Genomic DNA, 19519 nt, shown 5'->3' on the forward strand with positions numbered 1-19519 from the left:
AATACAGGGCTAACAGAAACCTTAAACTGTGTACTCTTTAAATTCTTTGAATTCTTTAGGAGTTTTCCCAAAATACTTCTTAAACGAGCGTCCAAAGTATTTTGGATCATTATAACCGCATTCAAAACTGATCTCAGAAATGTTTAATCGTTTTGTTTTTAATAGAACTTCTGCCTTTTGCAAGCGAAGTGACATCAAAATATCTGAAGGAGATTGGTTTAAAGTTTCTTTAAATATGCGATAACATTTTACTCTTGAAATGCCCAATTCTTCACCCAACATTTCAACATTAAATGAAGGATTCTGAAGTTGTTCTTTTATAATTTCTAAAGCCTTTCGTAAAAGCCTTTCATTTGCCGTTACGTGTTCGTTATCTTCTGTTAGAATCTCAAATATTTTCTCCTGAATTTTATGTTCTCTAAGCGGTTCAATATTCTGATTGATTAAACTGTCTATCTTTTTTCTAACGAATGATGCGCTGGCTGGAAGCTGTATATGTGTTTCGATACCAATTTCTAATAATTGTTCGTTCAATTCGTAATTAATATCTTCTGAGATATAAATCATTGGAATTCTTATATGCGAATTATCTCTATTTGATTTTAAAAAATCAATGAGCTTTTTGGAGAATTCTGTCTGATATAAAATCAATGCCGAAATATCGATTTGTTTTAATATAGAATTCAAATTAGAAACAGAACTTTCGAAAATCAAATTAAAATTTTCGCCATCTAAAACCTGGTTTGCAGCCGGATTATTGTACGAATCTCCAAAAACCAAAAGACATTTTTTATCCGAAGCAAATTGATTTGGGTAATTGAAATTTTTCCATGAAATAGTTTCCTTATAATGCACATCAGGATTAACAATTTCGATTGGAATACGCATCGTAATCTGGAAATCTTCTTCCGAAAACGGAATTAATTCTCCTTCTAAATCTTGCAACAAAACTTGCAATGCTTTAAAGTAAGGACTATAATGCGAAATATTATACCAATTGTCTCTTAAAATAATACTATCTGAAATTGCTTTAATTTCAACACAATCAGATTGGTAAGTTATTGAAATATTTATTGTACTGTCTTTATCAGAATATTTGCTTAAATCATTAAAAAAATACTGCATTGCCAATTTTAAACGCAAAATATCTACAGACGCAAAGCAATCTGAATGATCAATTTCACAATTAAAATTTACCTCATTCTGCTGCAACTCTTTCTTCAATTTTTCTACATTATTTCTAAAAACAGGAAACAGACTTGTTGCTGATTTCTTTACAGGTCCAAGATCTTTTACATGTTCGAGATAATTCCATTCTGAAATAAGCTTTACCAATTTTCCAGATTGCACAATTAAATCTCGATGTGTTTCTGTATCTTTTTTGAAGGAACTAGATATTTTAATGATTTTAGAAATGGGTTCTTGAAACTCCGAAAGCATAAAAGTTTTAAACTTTTCAATTTCAAAATTTTCTTTTTTCAAATTACTGTGAAGAATCAGCAGTTTTTCTTTTTGTTCTAGAATTTTCTTGTTCTTTTCGTCCAATTCTTCATTAACCGCTTCCATTTCTTTTTTCTGATTTTCAATTACAGCCGTTCTTGCCGCAACCAATTCTTCAAGATATTTTTGCTGTGCCAGAGATGCTTTATTTTTAACATAAACCACAATAACGCACATAATCAGAATAAAACCTGACAGTAGCATATAAAACAAAATCGATTCATAAAATGCTTTTCCGATCTGAAGAGAAAAGAAAACCGGTTCAGGTTTTCCGTCTTTTCCTTGTTTAATGAAGAAATTATATTCGCCAGAAGATAAATTCGAATATTCTATTTTATTATTGCCAGACAAAAGAATCCATTTTTCATCTCTTCCTTCTAATTTATAATAAATAGCTACTTTGTTATTTCGAGGAAAAAGAATCGGAATTACTTCAATTTCTAATTTATTGTTACTGAAGCTTTTTTCAATCGACACTTGAGCATTTTCAATGCCATCAATTTTCAATTTTATTTTTGCTTTCGGACTAATATTATGAATCGTTGCTGGATTAAAATAATTTAAACCTTCAACACCTCCAAAAAACAAATTTCCTTTAGAATCTTGGTAATAAGCTCCTTCCGAAAATTCTGGTGCTTGCCAACCATAATCCGGATTATAAGACGTAACGCTGTATTTTTTCTTGTCAATAGAAGCAATTCCTTTTGTCGTGCTTATCCAGACTTTATCACCAGTATCAATTAATCCGTAAACCATATGACTTGGCAATCCTTCTAATTCTGTAATATTTTTAACAACACCGTTTTTTTTGTTAAAGACAGTTACACCGCCAAGAGAAGCAATCCAATAATTATCTGATTCATTATCAACAAAAACAGAATAAATGCTATTGCCTAAAATTCCATCTTTAGTACTAATTCTTTTTAGAGCATTTGTCTGCAAATTGAATACAATTACACCACTATTTTCGGTCGAAAGTATTAGATTTTGATTTTCTTTTTTGACGTTTCTAATATGATATTTACTCAGTAATTCTTGCCCTCTGAATTTTTCAAATTTTCCTGTTTCCAAATTAAACTTAGCCAAACCGCCCCAGCAACCGAGCCACAATTGCTTATTTTGATCTTCAATTATAGAATAACATCTGTTTATAGAAACGCTTTCACTGTTTGCTGTTTCATAGCTCGTGCAATTATTACCAGAAATTCTTAGAATACCTTTGTACGTTCCTGCCCAAATATTTCCGTCGCTAGAAGTAAATAAACTTCTCACGCGTTCCCAATCAGAATGTGAGCTGGCTTTGTCTATTTTAAATTTCTCAAATTTTTGACTTTTATCGTTGTAGCAATAAAGTCCTCTTGTGTAATATCCTAGCCAGATTTTTCCATTTTTATCTTTGGTAATGGCTCTAATTGTTTCGTCTGGAAGATTCGGTTCTTTTAAAGGATGCGGCACTATTGCATTTATTTTTTCAGAACCTGCAAATGCCATACTCAAACCGCCGTCTTTTTGCCCTAACCAAACATTTCCGAAATCGTCCAGATAAAGCGCTTCTATTTCATTATTTTTAAATGAATATGGCGCATACAAATCGGCTGTAAGATGTTCGATTTTATTTTCATTTGTAATAATGTATAATCCATTTTCACGAGTCGCAAACCAGATATTACCAGATTTATCCTTTAAAACATCATTGATTTTAAGCTTCGGATTTTTTCGAAGCAAGCTATTTTTTAAATTAGTGAAATCTGATTTTCTAACATTATTTGCACTTGTTTCTACAAAAGATTTGTTTTTGTATTCATAAAAATCTTTTTCTGTTTCGACTACAATATTTCCCTTTTGAGAGAGATACAGGTTTTTCGGGGCTGTTTTAAACTTAAACTCTTCAAATTCTTCATTACCAAGGTAACAGTTTATATTACCTTCTTTTGTCATAATCCAGATTTTTCCAGATTTATCTTTTTTCAACTTTGTAATATAATTGCTTGAAATGGTTTTAGGACGATTTAAATTATTTTTAAAAATCTTAAAATTATAACCGTCAAAATAATTCAGTCCGTCCCAAGTTGCAATCCATAAACCGCCGTCTTTGTCACTTTCTATATCGACTACGGAATTGTTGGATAATCCTTGATTGGTAGTAAAATTTTCGAATTTTATTTGTTGTCCAAATGAATACAGTGTAAAAAGAAAAAATAATTGTAGTGCCTTAGCCATTGCGTATAATTTAACTCGCAAGTATACAATCGCAAGGTAACTTAAACATAAATTGTATGTTAAGTTAAAAAGTGATTCAAAAGTAATCTCAGTGACTTAGAAAGCTATTTCAACATAAAAAATTAACATTTTTTTGAAATTTTAAAATTTATTAAACAAAACAAAACACATCATAATCTTATCTTAATACGTGTAATACACTCATTTATTGGGTTATTTCGTATATTTGCGAATTAGATTAAAAAAAGCAAAAACCACTAATGTTCCAACTTTTCCCTGTAGACCCCAAAACCATTTTTCTACTTTATTTTTGGGGAAATTTTTTTACTTGTATTTTAATTTTTAGTTATTCGTTTTCTTACGCAACAAGCGATAACAAAAAAATATTGAAACTATTCGGTCTAGGCAAATTAATACTTACTATAGCTTGGATATTAGCGCTTTTGCGAAATATAATCGACGATTTTACTTCAATCAACATTGCCAACTCTATGATTCTTGCTGCTTGTTGTTTTGAAACAATTGCCATGTTAGCATTGATCAAGACAAAAGCAAAGCGATATTTCAGACTTCAAATAGCCATTACCACTCTTACCATTATCTTTTTCAATATCGGTACTTTTCTAGAAGCTACAATGAATACGCGCGTTGTAATTGCGGGTATCGGAGTTTTTGCTATTTACTTAATGCCAACCGTACTTTATTTTACAGAAAAGAAAAAAAGCTTTTTTAAGACATTTTATGTTCTCTGTTATGGCGGATTTGAAGTTTTAATTCTAATACGAACTATCTACAGATATTACTATCCGGAGGATAAAGTCATTTCTTATGGAACTTTAGACAGTTTGTATAGTATTTGTTTGTTTCTGCTGTCTCTTATCGGAATTGTTGGCTTTTTATTGTTAGTGAAAGAAAAGCAAGATCATAAAATTCAGAAACTTTTAGACGATAAAAATCAGTTTTTCTCTATTATTTCTCATGATTTAAGAGGTCCGTTAGGATCATCTGTTTCGCTGTCTGAACTTTTTCTAGAAAATATTGAAGATTACAGTCGTGAAGAAATTAGAGAAATTTCAGAAATGCAGCACGAATCCAATAAAAACATTTACAAACTTTTGGAAAATCTGTTAGAATGGTCGCGCGTACAGACAGGAATGATTACTTTTTGCCCAAAAAATGTTTCTTTAAATACATTGATTAAAGAAAATATCGAACTAAATAAAAATGCGGCTTTAAACAAAAATATAAATCTTGTTTTCGAATCAACAGATTTAATTGAAGCTGAAGTCGATAAAAATATGGTGGGAACTATTTTGCGAAATTTACTTAGCAATGCGATTAAGTTTACCGAGAAAAACGGAGAAATTAAAATCAAACTTTCTCAAAATGAGCATCAAGCAAAAATTTCTATTACAGATAACGGAATTGGAGTTCCAGATTCTATAAAAGAAAATCTATTTAGAATTAATGGAAAAGTAACGCAAAAAGGAACTGAAAACGAAACCGGCAGCGGATTAGGATTGCTACTTTGCAGTGAATTCATTAAAATTCACAATGGTAAAATTTGGGTAGAAAGTGAAGCTGGTGAAGGAAGCACTTTTAAATTTACTTTGCCATTACAAAATATCTAAAAAAAAATCCAAATCCCAAGAAATTGGAATTTGGATCTTTAATATTGGATTTTTTAAACTTTTAGTCTAACACAAAACTTACGCTAACATTTGCCGTAATTTCGATTTCGCCAATTGCTAAAGTTTCATTTGATGCTCCAGCATTATCCATTGCCATAGATTTCATTGCAGCATACATTGGCTGTGGACGATACACTTGTGAATTGTCTGAAATTGTAAAAGCTTTACCAACTTTTTGTCCTAAAACAGAAACATATTCTTCAGCTTTTACTTTAGCATCTTTCATCGCTAATTTTCTAGCTTCAGATTCGTATTGCGCTAATTTAGAAGATTCAAAAGAAACTCTATCAATACGATTAATTCCTTGCTGAACCAAACCTTCCATTAATTCATCGTATTTCGACAAATCTTTTACTACGATTTCTACAGTTTGAGTCGCATTATAAGAAGTTTTCTTTTTCTCATAATCATACTGCGGATTTAAAGCAACTTGTTTTGTTCTGAAATCTGCTGTCGGAATATTCATTTTTTTGATGAATTTTAAAACAGCGTCCATCTTTTCGTCGTTTTGTTTTTTAACGTCTTTAGCATTATTCCCTTTTGTTTCAACCGTAGCTGAAATACAAACTTGATCAGGTGCTACTTTTACTTTTCCTTCCCCATTTACATTGATTAGAGGTATTTGTTTGGTTTCCTGGCCGTAAGACATAGTCATAAACATGATTGTTAAAAATAATACTAGTTTTTTCATTTTTGTTATATTTTAATATTTAATAAAGGCTTTTCAAAAGTTATGCCAGCATTATATTTTTCCCATTTTTGCCATTCCAAAAAGTATAATTATCGGAATAGCTAGCAAAATAACCATTAAAGTATTTTCTGTAAATAAAGAAGGTTCTTTTATTAAAGTAATCAAATAACCGCCTATAGCACCTCCAAAATGCGCTGTGTGCCCAATGTTATCATTTTTGGCACGCATTCCATAAATCGAGTATAATAAATACACAATTCCAAAAATATAAGCCGGCATCGGAATGACAAAAAATACGCCAAGCATCATATTTGGCTGTAATAAAATCGCAGAATACAAAACTCCCGTAACAGCGCCAGACGCTCCAACCGCACGATAACTGTAATCGTTTTTATGAAACATCATTGTGAGAAGATTTCCAAATATCAAACTTCCAAAATAAATCAAAACAAAAGAAAATGTTCCGAGCCAGGATAAAACTACTGGAGCAAAGAAATAAAGTGTTAGCATGTTAAATATCAAATGCATCATATCTACATGCAAAAAACCTGAAGAAAGCATCCTGATCTGTTCTCCAGAACGAATACTCCCTACGTGAAATTCGTACTTTCTAAAAAAAGAAAGATCGTTAAAACCTTTGTAACTAATAACAGCGTTGGCAATTATAATCCCAGCTAAAATGATATTCATAAATAGTATTTATTGTGAATTGTAAATATAATCATTCTTAAAGAAAACTTAGTACGAAAGCAAATTATCAAACGTTAATCATTTTTCATTTATCTTTGTAAAAAAAAGCTGCATGCAATTTCTCGTTTACATTTTAGCCTATCCTTTATTGTGGCTTATCTCCATATTACCTTTTCCTATATTTTACTTATTCTCAGATTTTGTTTATTTTTTAATTTACAGAGTTATCGGATATCGTAAAAAAGTAGTTCGCGAAAATTTAGCTCTTGCTTTGCCTCATTTAAGCGATACTGAAAGAAAAGAAGTAGAAAAGAAATTCTACAAACACATGTGCGATATGTTTTTAGAAATGGTGAAAACAATGAGCATTTCGCATGAGGAAATGGACAGACGATTCCGAATAACCAATCTCGATCTTGTTTTAGATTATGCAAAAAAAGGAAAAAGCGTAATTCTTGTAGCTTCGCATTATGCAAGTTATGAATGGCTTTTGACTATTAACCCAAAAATTGGTTTTAAAGGAATTGCTGTTTATAAAAAATTGGCTAATCCTTATTTTGACAAACTCGTTCGAAGAATCCGTTCTAAATACGATACAGAAATGATAGAAACCAGAAAAGCAATTCCTACAATGGCTCAAAACCAGCGTAATGGAGTTTTGGCAATGTATGGTTTAGCTAGTGACCAATCTCCGAAATTGGATAGAATTTTTCATTCGATGAAATTTATGGGAGTTGAAGTTCCTGTACACACAGGAGCAGAAATGCTGGCAAAAAAATACGATTTGGCTGTTATCATGGTAAAAGTTAAAAAAGTAAAAAGAGGATTTTATGAGGCAACGTTTGTTTCGCTTGCAGATAATCCGAAAGAATATCCAGATTTTGAAATTACCGAAATGTATTTGAAAGAAGTAGAAAAACAGATTCTTGAAGTTCCAGAATTTTATTTATGGACACACAAAAGATGGAAACACCGCGTAAAATAATTTCAAAATAACAATTTAAAAAATCCGAAAAACAACCTTATGTTTTTCGGATTTTTCTTTTGAATCTGACGCAATTCGCCAATTTATGCTTTGTAAGCTAGATTTGATGTGTTTTTGTAATGATTTTTTTGAATGAATTAAAAAAGGAAACAATTTAAATTTGATCTTCTCTAATTATCTAAAAAAAACCAAAAAATCATTAACCATGATCAAAAAATTACTTTTTACAGTTTTGCTATTATTTCTGTTTTCTACGATTTCCGCTCAAAGTCCAAAACGAGGTATTGCTTACGGGGCGCATTCTAAAGCAGATATTTTAGCGTTAAAACCAGGTCTTTCTTGGTGGTACAATTGGTCGCCAGAACCAGAAGCTGCTTTAAATGCAGATTATGCATCTCTAGGAGTTGAATTTGTTCCTATGGCATGGGGAAAAATCAGCGATGCAGAGGTTCAAACATTCATCAATAAAATAAAACCTGGCGCCAAATATTTACTAGCTTTTAATGAGCCTAATTTTACCGATGGTGCAAGGTTAACACCGCAAGAAGCTGTGAATGCTTGGGTAAATATCGAAAAAATTGCAGCGGCAAAAAATCTAGAAATCATAAGCGCATCACCTGCTTATAACGGACCAAACAATTATGGCGGAATTTCAGATCCGATAGTTTGGCATACACAGTTTTTTCAATTATGTCCAAATTGCAAAGTCGATTATATTGCTTTTCATACTTATGATGCTACTGCGGGTTCTGTAATTGGTGTTACCAGTCTTCTAAAAAAATTCAATAGACCACTTTGGATCACTGAATTTGCAAATAGAGTTATTCAAAGTGCTGCAGACAAAACAGCTTTTATGAAAGACATTTTAACCAATTTTGAAAACGATCCAGATATTTTTCGCTATTCTTGGTTTTCTGGAAGAGTAAATCCGACTTGGACCGATATGTTAGAAGGACAATTGTTAAGTTCTACAAGCGGTGTTTTAAGACCAATTGGAACTGAATATATTAACGTTCCTTACACCACAAAAAAAATGACTGTTCCAGGGCGTGTTGTAGCCAATAAACATTACAGAAGAAAAGGAACAGGTTTGCAAGCTACTACAGACTCTAATACTGGCCAAAATGTTTGTTATATTAACGAAGGAGATTGGAACGAATTTATGCTAAATGTTGTCGATGCAGGAACTTATAACTTAACTTTTAGAGTTGCTTCTCCAATTCTTGAAGGGAAATTTGATGTTCTTGTAAACGATGTTGTGGTAAAAACAGATGAAATTTTTCCTGCAACGGGAGGCTGGCAAACGTACGCCGATAAAATTGTTAGTGGAGTTACACTTCCTAAAGGGGAAGTTTATTTGAAAATCAAATTCAAATCAAACGATTTCAACTTTAATTATATTGATGTTGCTGTAGCAAATCTTGGCGTGAAAGATGATGTTTTAGAAAAAGATAGTTTTACAATTTATCCAAATCCAGTAAAAAATCAATCGACTTTGCATGTCAAATCGAGTATAACAGAACCTTTAACGATCAAAATTATTGATATGAAAGGTGATGTTTGTTTTTCATCTTCTGATTTTTCTACAAATGAAGATATTAAAATTGGAGAAAAATTGGCAAAAGGAGTTTATATTGTTAATGTTTCTTACGGAAATATTAAAAAATCAATTAAAATCATTAAAAACTGAGATTTATAAAAGTAAAAAGCCTCTTTCGAAAATTTCAAAAGAGGCTTTTTTTATTTTAAAAACAGAAATTATTAGATTCCGGCAATTACTTTAATTTCATCAATAATTCGAAGTGCTAATTCATCTGCAGCATCTTGTGAAGGTGCTTCAGTATAAATACGAATAATTGGTTCTGTGTTAGATTTTCTCAAATGAACCCACTCTGTAGCAAAATCAATTTTTACACCATCGATTGTCGAAATATCTTCATTTTTATATTTTTCAGTCATTTGAGTTAAAATTGCATCAACATCAATTTGCGGTGTTAATTCAATTTTATTTTTGCTCATATAATATTCTGGATAAGAAGCTCTCAAAGCAGAAACCGACATTTTTTTATTCGCTAAATGCGTTAAAAACAAAGCAACTCCAACCAAACTATCTCTTCCGTAATGCAACTCTGGGTAAATAATTCCGCCGTTACCTTCACCACCAATAATGGCATTATTTTTTTTCATTAATTCTACTACGTTCACCTCTCCTACTGCACTTGCTTCGTAGCTTCCGCTATGAGCTTTTGTAACATCTCTTAAAGCACGAGAAGATGACATATTAGAAACTGTATTTCCTGGAGTTTTACTTAAAACATAATCTGCGCAAGCTACCAATGTATATTCTTCGCCAAACATTTCGCCATCTTCGCTAATGAAAGCTAAACGGTCAACATCTGGATCAACTACAATTCCTAAATGCGCTTTTTCTTTTACAACCAATTCAGAAATATCAGTTAAATGCTCTTTCAAAGGTTCTGGATTGTGAGGAAAATGTCCGTTTGGTTCGCAGTATAATTTTACTACTTCAACGCCCATTATTTCTAATAATTTTGGAATAATAATTCCTCCCGACGAATTTACGCCGTCAACAACTACTTTAAATTTAGCATCTTTTACAGCCTGAACATCAACCAACGGAAGACATAAAACTTCATCGATATGAATATCCATGTAAGCATCGTTTACTGTAACTTTTCCTAAACTGTCAACATCCGAAAAATCAAAAGCTTCAGCTTCTGCAATTTCAAGAATTTTAGTTCCGTCTGCACCGCTTAAAAATTCTCCTTTTTCATTTAATAATTTTAAAGCATTCCATTGTTTTGGATTATGAGATGCTGTTAAAATAATTCCACCGTCTGCTTGTTCCAAAGGCACGGCAACTTCAACAGTTGGTGTTGTAGAAAGTCCAAGATCGATTACATCAATTCCTAATCCAACCAAAGTATTTACAACTAAGTTATGAATCATTGGTCCAGAAATTCTGGCATCACGACCAATTACAACTTTCAATTTATCTTTATTGGCATTATTTTTTAAGAAAGTTCCGTATGCTGATGCAAATTTCACCGCATCAACAGGAGTCAGATTATCTCCTACTTTTCCTCCGATTGTTCCTCGAATTCCAGAAATAGATTTTATTAGAGTCATTTTTGTGAGTTAGGGTTATTTTTCTACAAATATAAAAAAGTTACCGAGTAACTAAGGTCCTAAGTTTTTAAGATTTTAAATTTAACTTATAAGAAACCACTTTCAAGGAGTAGTTTTTATAACAAAACCATTTAAAAAAGTTTTTATACATTTACTAAATAACTCAGAAACTTAGCCACTAAGTCTCTCAGAAACTTTAACAAAAATGAATTTCTTAGCCCATATATACCTTTCTGGAGAAAATGATTTGATCAAAATCGGGAATTTTATGGCAGACGGAATTCGCGGAAAACAATTTGAACATTTTCCTCTCGACGTGCAAAAAGGAATCCAACTGCACCGATTTATTGATACTTACACAGATTCTCACGATATTTTCAGAAAAAGCACAAAACGTCTTCACGATAGATATCATCATTATTCTGGTGTCATTGTAGACATTGTTTACGATCATTTCTTGGCTAAAAATTGGAGCAATTATTCTGATGAAAAGCTAGAAACCTTCATCAGCCGATTCTACAATTCGCTTCACGATAATTACGATATTTTAACAGAGAAAACTCAAGATTTAATGCCATATATGATTGGCAGAAACTGGCTTTTGAGTTATCGTACTGTAGACGGAATTCATCAAATTCTAACACAAATGGATAGAAGATCTAAAAATATCTCTCAAATGCAATACGCTGTTGAAGAGTTGAAAGAATTTTACGATGATTTTGAAGAAGAATTCACTTTATTTTTTGAAGAAATGAAAAAACAGGCCAAAATAAAATTGCTGACTCTGTAACCGCTTCATTCCTTATTAATTTTTTATTTATGAAAAAAATCACGCTTTTAGCAGCTCTTTTATACCTATCAATCAGCAACGCTCAACAGAAAACTGCAAATCCAACTGGATTGGTTGTTACAAAAGCAATGGTCGTTTCGGCACGCGAAGAAGCTTCAAAAATTGGAGCCGATATTATGAAAAAAGGCGGAAATGCTTTTGACGCAATGGTTGGCACCGAATTAGCTTTGGCAGTTGCTTTTCCGTTTGCGGGAAACATTGGCGGCGGTGGATTTATGGTATATCGAAAAGCAAATGGCGAAGTGGGATCTTTAGATTATAGAGAAAAAGCACCTTTAGCTGCTACAAAAGATATGTTTCTGGACAGCGAAGGAAATGTTATAAAAGGTAAAAGTACCGAAACTGCTCTTGCAATTGGTGTTCCTGGAACTATTGCAGGCGTTTTTGCAGTTCATAAAAAGTACGGAACAATGCCAATCGCTAAAATTCTAGAACCTGTAATTGCTTTGGCTGAAAGAGGAGTTGTCGTAACCAAAAAACAAGAAAAAAGTTTAAACGATTATCATGATAATATTGTAAAAATAAACGGCGAAAATTCTCCCGTGTCTAAAATCTTCAAAGAAAATGATACTATCAAGTATACTGAACTTGCTAAAACTTTAAGAAGAATTCAGAAAAAAGGGAGAAATGAATTTTACAAAGGAGAAACGGCAAAGATTTTAGTCAATTATCTCAAATCGAAAGGCGGAATCATTACGATGAATGATTTAGCTAAATATGAAGCAAAATGGAGAAAACCACTTCAATTTACTTATAAAGATTTAAAAATCACTTCTATGTCGCCTCCAAGCAGTGGCGGAATCTGTTTAGCTCAAATTCTAAAAATGCTGGAACCTTACGATTTAGCAAAAATGGGACATAATTCAGATGAAGCCATTCAGGTTATTGTTGAGGCAGAAAGAAGAGCGTATGCCGATAGAAGTTATTATTTAGGTGATCCCGATTTTGTAAAAATTCCTTTAAAAGAATTAATGGATGAAAAATATCTGCGTGATAGAATGGCAAGTTTTAATCCCGAAAAAGCGACTTTATCTTCTGAAATAAAAGAAGGAAAAGTAAATTATGCAGAAAGTACAGAAACAACTCACTATTCTATTGTAGATCAATTTGGAAATGCAATCGCAGCCACAACAACTTTAAATGATGGTTATGGTTCTAAATATTATTGCGACGAATTAGGCTTCTTTTTAAATAACGAAATGGACGATTTTAGTGCCAAACCAGGTTCTCCAAATATGTTTGGTTTAGTTGGAAATGAAGCCAATAGCATTGCGCCACAAAAACGTATGCTAAGTTCTATGACACCCACAATTGTAGAAAAAGATGGAAAACTCTTTATGGTTGTTGGAACTCCTGGCGGCTCAACGATTATTACATCTGTTTTGCAGACAATCTTGAATGTTTACGAATACAATTTAAGCATGCAAGAAGCTGTAAATGCGCCACGTTTTCATCATCAATGGCTTCCAGATTTAATTACTTTCGAACCAAATGCTTTTGAGGCCAAAACTATAAATAAGCTAAAGGCGAAAAGTTATTTAATTAATGAAAAACCAACTCCAATTATCGGAAAAGTAGATGCTATTTTGGTTTTACCTGAAGGGAAATTAGAAGGCGGTGCCGATTTTAGAGGAGACGATAAAGCCGTTGGATTTTAATAGTTCTGCGTTTTCATTTTTTTTATCTAAGATTATAGCCTAATTTTGTAAGACCTATAATTTTACAACCGAATGTTAAAAAAATATTTCAGAAGACTAGAAAGTATAATTGCTTTGGCTCAATCGTTAATGACTCCAAAACAGTTTCTATTTTTATCAAGCGTTTTAATTGGAATATCATGTTCGTTTGCTGTAATTATTCTTAAAACGTTCGCCCACAGCGTATTTTCTTTCGCTACTTATATTAACGGAATTCTAAAATTGAGTTTCATTAATAGTATACTTCCAATTATTGGTATTTTACTGACCGTTTTTGTTGTAAAAAAGGTACTTAACGGAAGCATTCAAAAAGGAACTTCGCAAATACTTTATGCCGTTGCAAAAAAAGCAAGTATCATTCCGCGAAAGCAAATGTATGCACAGATTGTTACGAGTTCGTTAACAGTTGGTTTGGGTGGTTCTGCTGGTTTAGAAAGTCCAATTGTGATCACTGGCGCCGCATTTGGTTCAAATTTTGCCCAAAACTATAAATTACAATACAAAGACAGAACTTTATTAATTGGCTGCGGAGTTGCTGCCGGAATTGCTGCGGCTTTTAACGCTCCAATTGCTGGAGTTCTTTTTGCCATAGAAGTTCTATTGGTCGACGTAAGTATTTCTGCCTTTACTCCAATTATGATTTCTGGAGCAACTGGCGCTCTAGTTTCTGCGATTGTATTGGATGAAAGTATTCTTTTGAGCTTTAAAAAACAAGAAACTTTCGATTATCATAATATTCCTTTTTATGTAACACTTGGAGTTCTTACAGGGCTTGCGGCGATTTATTATTCTAGAAATTTCCAAAGAGTCGAACATTATTTTTCAAAACAGCAAATCAATCCATATAGAAAAGCATTAATCGGTTCTTCGCTTTTAGCTTTGCTTATTTTTATCTTTCCAACTTTGTTTGGTGAGGGATACGAAAGCATTCGAACTTTATCTGAAACAGATCCTGGAAAATTATTAGACAATACTCTTTTTGCAGATTTTAGAAATAATCAATGGGTTTTATTGCTTTTTGTTGGAGCAACGATGATGGTAAAAGTTTTTGCTTCGGGATTAACACTTGGAAGCGGTGGAAATGGAGGAAACTTTGCTCCTTCTCTATTCTTAGGCTCTTATTTAGGATATTTCTTTTCTAAATTTATAACACTTATTGGTTTATCAAAATTGCCTATTACCAATTTCACAATGGTTGGAATGGCTGGTATTTTGAGCGGATTATTTCATGCGCCCTTAACCGCAATATTCTTAATTGCAGAAATTACAGGAGGTTACGGACTTATGATTCCGCTTATGATTGTTTCTTCAATCAGCTTTGCTATTTCAAAACGTTACGAGAAATATTCGCTTGACGTAAAAGGATTAGCAAAAAAAGGACACGCTTTTACAAGCAATAAAGATTCTAATATTTTATCGACTTTGGATATTGATACCATTATTCAATGTGATTATTTAACGGTTCATCCTGAAGAAAATCTAAGCAAATTGGTCGATTTAATTTCTCACTCCAATCAAGTAGTTTTTGCAGTTGTAAACAACGATAAAGATTTAGTTGGTGTTGTTCATTTTAATGATATTCGCGAAATCATTTTCAATTCTTATCGCGTAAAATACACTCTTATCAAAGATGTAATGAAAGCGCCATTGACAACTATTTCTTCATTGGACAGCATGGAAATTGTAATGAAGAAATTCGAAATGTCAAAATCTGCCTTTCTGCCTGTTTTAAGAGATTGCAAATATCATGGCTTTATTTCTAAGTCAATAGCGCTTGAAGCTTATAGAACAAAACTTCGTTCTATGACGATTGAATAATTTTTTCAGCCTTGCATGATTAATAGATATATTCATACAAAAAATACTATATTTGGTTTACTATTATCATCCCAAAAACGATAAACCAAAAACCAATCTATAGATGAAAAACTATTTAATCCTTGTTCTTTTAATCGCTGGATTTCAAAATGCTAAATCCCAAGAAACAGCAAAAGTTAATGCTGAAGAATTACTAAAAGAAATCTCAGACGGCGTTTGTAAATGTATAGATTCTATACCAACTTTAGATAGAGTTAAAGATTCTATAACTGCCGATATTCATTCGTGCATTAGCGATAAAGTTGGCGCTTATCAAATTGGCGAAAAATTAGCCAATCTTGATATGACTAAAGCAACTACAGATACGCAAGGGAAAAAGAATATCGATGTTACGATGAATTTTAATCCTGATTCTAAAGATTTTAAAGATTCCTATTATAAAATTGAACGTTATTTAATGGCTAATTGCAATTCTTTAAAAAGAAAAATTGCCACAAATGATAAAGTGAATAAAAATTCCCTTTCTCAAAATGAAAAAGCCTTAGAAAACTATCAGTTGGGAATTGACGAATCAGAAAAACAAAACTACAAAGGAGCAATTGAATATTATAAAAAAGCAATAAAAATTGATCCTAATTTTGCTTTCGCTTATGATAATATGGGAATTTGCTACAGAAGATTAGAAAAATACGATGAAGCAATTGAAGCATACGAAAAATCCCTCAAAATAGATCCAAACGGATTAATGCCTTTACAAAATATCGCAGTTGTCTACTCTTATAAAAAAGAATATGGCAAAGCAGTAAAAACATACGAAAAACTAGCAGAAATTGAGCCAAATAATCCTGAAGTTTATTATGGAATTGGTCAAATGTATGCTTTGCATTTAAACGATCAGGAAAAAGGTTTAGACAATATGTGTAAGGCTTACAATATGTATATTCAACAAAAATCTCCTTATAGAACAGATGCCGAAAAAATAATAAGAATGATTTATGCTGAAATGAAGAAAAACGGCAAAGAAGCTACTTTCGAAAAAATACTAGCAGATAATAACATCAGTTCAAAATAGGTTGAAAAAATCAAAATTTAAAAACGCCGATTCTCATTGGCGTTTTTTTGTTACTATTTGTAACATAAAGTTTTGCTATCGAGCACAAAAAGAACAAATCAAAGTGGTAACTTTGCGTTTTGCTCAAAATTATGTTAGAAAAAGACAATACTATTGAAGTTCTTGGCGCAAGAGTTCATAATCTTAAAAATATAGACATTTCTATTCCGCGTGAAAAACTGGTTGTTATTACCGGTTTATCAGGTTCGGGAAAATCTTCTTTGGCATTTGATACTATTTATGCTGAAGGTCAGCGTCGTTATGTTGAAACTTTTTCGGCATACGCTAGACAATTTCTAGGCGGTTTAGAACGTCCTGATGTAGATAAAATTGACGGATTATCGCCAGTTATTGCAATTGAACAAAAAACAACCAGTAAAAGTCCGCGTTCTACTGTTGGAACAATTACTGAAATATATGATTTCCTTAGACTTTTATACGCTCGTGGAGCAGATGCATACAGTTACAATACAGGCGAAAAAATGGTTTCGTATTCTGACGAACAGATTAAAGATTTGATTATTCAGGACTACAACGGAAAGCGCATTAATATTTTAGCACCAGTTATTAAAGCAAGAAAAGGACATTATGCTGAATTATTTCAGCAAATCACTAAACAAGGATTTCTAAAAGTTCGTGTTAACGGAGAAGTTCAGGATTTAGTTTCTGGAATGAAATTAGACCGTTACAAAACACACGACATTGAGATTGTTGTAGATAGAATGGTTATTGAAGACAATCCTGATACTCAAAAAAGATTATCAGAAAGCATTAATACAGCGATGCATCACGGCGAAGATGTTTTGATGATTTTAGATCAAGATACGAATGAAGTACGTTATTTCAGTAGAAATTTAATGTGTCCGACAACAGGAATATCTTATCAAAATCCAGAGCCGAATTTATTTTCTTTCAATTCTCCAAAAGGCGCTTGCCCGCATTGTAATGGATTAGGAACTGTTCATGAAATCAATGCGAAGAAGATTATTCCAAATCCGAAATTATCAATTAAAAGCGGTGGATTTGCTCCACTTGGAGAATATAAATCATCTTGGATTTTTAAACAATTAGAAACAATTGGAGAAAAATTCGGATTTAAAATAACCGATCCAATCGAGAAAATTCCTGAAGAAGCCATGACGATGATTTTATATGGCGGAAAAGATAAATTTTCTATCAATTCTAAAGATCTTGGTGTAACCAGAGAATATAAAATTGATTTTGAGGGAATTTCTAATTTCATAAAAAATCAATATGACGAAAGCGCAACAACTAGCATAAAACGTTGGGCAAAAGATTTTATGGACGAAATTCCTTGCCCAGTTTGCGAAGGTTCTCGTCTTAAAAAAGAAGCTTTATTTTTTAGAGTGAATGGAAAAAATATCACCGAATTGTGTGATATGGATATTTCAGATTTAACAGCTTGGTTTCTTGATTTAAATAGTCATTTAACTGAAAAACAGCTTTTAATTGCTTCTGAAGTCGTGAAAGAAATCAAAGACCGTTTGAATTTCTTAATGAATGTTGGTTTGAATTATTTGGCTTTAAGCCGAAGTTCAAAATCGCTTTCTGGTGGAGAGGCGCAACGTATTCGTTTAGCAACACAAATTGGTTCTCAATTGGTTGGCGTTTTATATATTTTGGATGAGCCAAGTATTGGTTTGCATCAAAGAGATAACGAAAAATTGATTCATTCTTTGGAACAATTACGCGATATTGGAAATTCTGTTATTGTGGTCGAACACGACAAAGACATGATCGAAACTGCCGATTATGTAATTGATATTGGTCCAAAAGCTGGGAAATACGGAGGAGAAATTATCAGTATTGGAACTCCAGCAGAAACTTTAAAATCAAATACTATTACCGCTCAATATTTGAATGGTAAAATGAAACTAGAGATTCCAAAAAAACGTAGAAAAGGAAACGGCAAATTCTTAAAACTGACTGGCGCAACGGGAAATAACCTTAAAAATGTTTCTATTGAAGTTCCATTAGGACAGTTAACTTGCGTTACAGGAGTTTCAGGAAGTGGAAAATCAACATTGATTAACGAAACACTTTATCCGATCTTAAATGCCTATTATTTTAATGGAGTAAAAAAACCGCAACCTTATAAAAAGATTGAAGGTTTAGAACATATCGACAAAGTTATTGATATTGATCAAAGTCCAATTGGGCGAACACCACGTTCGAATCCAGCGACTTATACGGAAGTTTTTACAGAAATTAGAAATCTGTTTACCATGACTTCTGAAAGTATGATTCGTGGTTATAAAGCGGGACGCTTTAGTTTTAATGTAAAAGGCGGACGTTGCGAAACTTGCGAAGGTTCTGGTGTAAGAACAATCGAAATGAACTTTTTACCTGATGTTTACGTAGAATGTGAAACTTGTCAAGGAAAGCGTTTCAATAGAGAAACTTTAGAAATTCGTTATAAAGGAAAATCAATTTCAGATGTTTTGGATATGACGGTTGATGAAGCGGTGCCTTTCTTTGAAAATATTCCGAAGATTTATAGAAAAATCAAAACGATTCAAGATGTTGGTTTGGGTTATATTACGCTTGGTCAGCAAAGTACAACCCTTTCAGGTGGTGAAGCGCAACGTATTAAACTAGCAGGAGAATTATCTAAAAAAGATACTGGAAATACATTTTATATTCTTGATGAACCAACTACAGGTTTACACTTTGAAGACATTCGCGTTTTGATGGAAGTTATCAATAAATTGGTAGATAAAGGAAATACAATTTTGGTAATCGAACACAACATGGACGTTATCAAACTTGCCGATTATATTATTGATATTGGTCCAGAAGGCGGTAAAGGCGGCGGACAATTGGTTGCCAAAGGAACTCCAGAACAAGTAGCCGAAAATAAAAAAAGCTACACGGCTAAGTTTTTGAAAAAAGAATTGGAAGCTTAAAATCTTTACTAAAACATCTTTACATGGCGATACCTTTGTCAAAGTTTAAAACTTTGACAAAGGTCTACGTCCAAATTTAGTCTACACATTTTTGCCATAAAATATTGAAATCAATATTCAACTCACCAATCTCTTGATAATGAAACCACAACAAAAATCATTACCAAAAAAATGTTACATTTAAATTAA

At 32.4% G+C, this 19519-nt stretch carries 12 protein-coding genes; 8 read left to right on the plus strand and 4 right to left on the minus strand.

Annotation, left to right across the window (positions count from 1 at the left end; genetic code table 11):
* Positions 1–21: 21 nt before the first annotated feature.
* A complete protein-coding gene (locus NYQ10_RS18575) occupies positions 22–3720 on the minus strand; it encodes a two-component regulator propeller domain-containing protein (protein ID WP_289877718.1) in 3699 nt (1232 codons plus the stop codon).
* A 443-nt stretch (positions 3721–4163) separates the two neighbouring features.
* On the opposite strand from NYQ10_RS18575, the gene NYQ10_RS18580 reads away from it, so the two are divergent.
* On the plus strand, positions 4164–5351 hold the full coding sequence (locus tag NYQ10_RS18580) for a sensor histidine kinase (protein WP_289877719.1): 1188 nt from the start codon (positions 4164–4166) through the stop codon (positions 5349–5351).
* A 61-nt stretch (positions 5352–5412) separates the two neighbouring features.
* On the opposite strand, the gene NYQ10_RS18585 is transcribed toward NYQ10_RS18580, so the two are convergent.
* Both NYQ10_RS18585 and NYQ10_RS18590 read right to left on the minus strand, forming a co-directional pair.
* Complete coding sequence (locus NYQ10_RS18585; RefSeq protein WP_276173060.1) at positions 5413–6102, minus strand: SIMPL domain-containing protein; 690 nt, start codon at positions 6100–6102, stop codon at positions 5413–5415.
* Positions 6103–6153: 51 nt separating this feature from the next.
* On the minus strand, positions 6154–6792 hold the full coding sequence (locus NYQ10_RS18590; RefSeq protein WP_289877720.1) for a rhomboid family intramembrane serine protease: 639 nt from the start codon (positions 6790–6792) through the stop codon (positions 6154–6156).
* Positions 6793–6904: 112 nt separating this feature from the next.
* On the opposite strand from NYQ10_RS18590, the gene NYQ10_RS18595 reads away from it, so the two are divergent.
* A complete protein-coding gene (locus NYQ10_RS18595; RefSeq protein ID WP_289877721.1) occupies positions 6905–7777 on the plus strand; it encodes a lysophospholipid acyltransferase family protein in 873 nt (290 codons plus the stop codon).
* 205 nt (positions 7778–7982) lie between these two features.
* Positions 7983–9467, plus strand: a complete 1485-nt coding sequence (locus NYQ10_RS18600) for a glycosyl hydrolase (protein WP_289877722.1) — start codon at positions 7983–7985, stop codon at positions 9465–9467.
* Between the two features lie 71 nt (positions 9468–9538).
* Here NYQ10_RS18600 and glmM read toward each other — a convergent pair whose 3' ends face one another.
* Positions 9539–10927 carry a phosphoglucosamine mutase gene (gene glmM / locus NYQ10_RS18605; RefSeq protein ID WP_289877723.1) on the minus strand — a complete coding sequence of 463 codons (1389 nt, stop codon included), beginning with the start codon at positions 10925–10927 and terminating at the stop codon, positions 9539–9541.
* A 205-nt stretch (positions 10928–11132) separates the two neighbouring features.
* Between glmM and NYQ10_RS18610 the strand changes: the two genes are divergently transcribed.
* From NYQ10_RS18610 to uvrA, 5 genes are all read left to right on the plus strand, one after another.
* A complete protein-coding gene (locus tag NYQ10_RS18610; protein WP_289877724.1) occupies positions 11133–11717 on the plus strand; it encodes an ACP phosphodiesterase in 585 nt (194 codons plus the stop codon).
* Between the two features lie 29 nt (positions 11718–11746).
* Positions 11747–13435: a gamma-glutamyltransferase gene (gene ggt, locus NYQ10_RS18615; protein ID WP_289877725.1), complete on the plus strand. Its 1689-nt coding sequence runs from the start codon at positions 11747–11749 to the stop codon at positions 13433–13435.
* A gap of 72 nt (positions 13436–13507) precedes the next feature.
* Positions 13508–15292: a chloride channel protein gene (locus NYQ10_RS18620; protein ID WP_289877726.1), complete on the plus strand. Its 1785-nt coding sequence runs from the start codon at positions 13508–13510 to the stop codon at positions 15290–15292.
* Between the two features lie 103 nt (positions 15293–15395).
* Positions 15396–16364, plus strand: coding sequence for a tetratricopeptide repeat protein (locus NYQ10_RS18625; protein ID WP_289877727.1), 969 nt, complete (start codon positions 15396–15398; stop codon positions 16362–16364).
* A 131-nt stretch (positions 16365–16495) separates the two neighbouring features.
* Positions 16496–19330, plus strand: coding sequence for an excinuclease ABC subunit UvrA (gene uvrA / locus NYQ10_RS18630; RefSeq protein WP_289877728.1), 2835 nt, complete (start codon positions 16496–16498; stop codon positions 19328–19330).
* Positions 19331–19519 lie beyond the last annotated feature (189 nt).

The sequence above is a fragment of the Flavobacterium johnsoniae genome, from assembly GCF_030388325.1.
Lineage (GTDB): Bacteria > Bacteroidota > Bacteroidia > Flavobacteriales > Flavobacteriaceae > Flavobacterium > Flavobacterium johnsoniae_C.